This is a genomic window from Alkalicoccus luteus (assembly GCF_012034335.1).
Classification (GTDB): domain Bacteria; phylum Bacillota; class Bacilli; order Bacillales; family Salisediminibacteriaceae; genus Alkalicoccus; species Alkalicoccus luteus_A.
This window is the reverse complement of the sequence record NZ_JAATHJ010000088.1, coordinates 1-403: the sequence shown is the minus strand read 5'-3', so window position 1 is coordinate 403 and position 403 is coordinate 1. Positions and strand designations below refer to the sequence as shown.

At 53.1% G+C, this 403-nt stretch carries 1 protein-coding gene; it reads left to right on the top strand.

The genetic code is table 11. The features are described 5' to 3' along the window. On the top strand, positions 1 to 256 hold a 256-nt coding region (locus tag HCN83_RS18050), incomplete at its 5' end, for a hypothetical protein (protein ID WP_168009798.1). Positions 257 to 403 lie beyond the last annotated feature (147 nt).

The following is a 403-nucleotide window of genomic DNA, read 5'->3' as shown; positions in this document are numbered from 1 at the left end:
CGGCACGGAATCTTCAGACTGCGCTGATTCCACAGGCGTCCCCGCCGGACACATCGGGGAAACGGCTCTGCTTGTTGGAGAACAACGTCACAACAGACAGACACGACTGTTTTTTTACGTTTATCATGAATTCGATGAAGGACTGGCGTCCCTATTTAACATCGTAACGTCTGATCTGGAGGGCTATCCATATGGAACCGGATCGTGCAGGCATAACCAGGCACGTGAAACGAACTGCCAGCTGCCGACATCGTAGGATCTCGACTCCGGGAGGAGCAGAACGAGGCGAAGATCCAGCGCTTCCGACAGCAGGAGGAATCGGTTAGCTGAGGCCGTTCCCTCCGGAAAGCGAGCGTCCGCAGATACAGGCAGATGCAACGTTATTCACTTAAAATGACTTTAT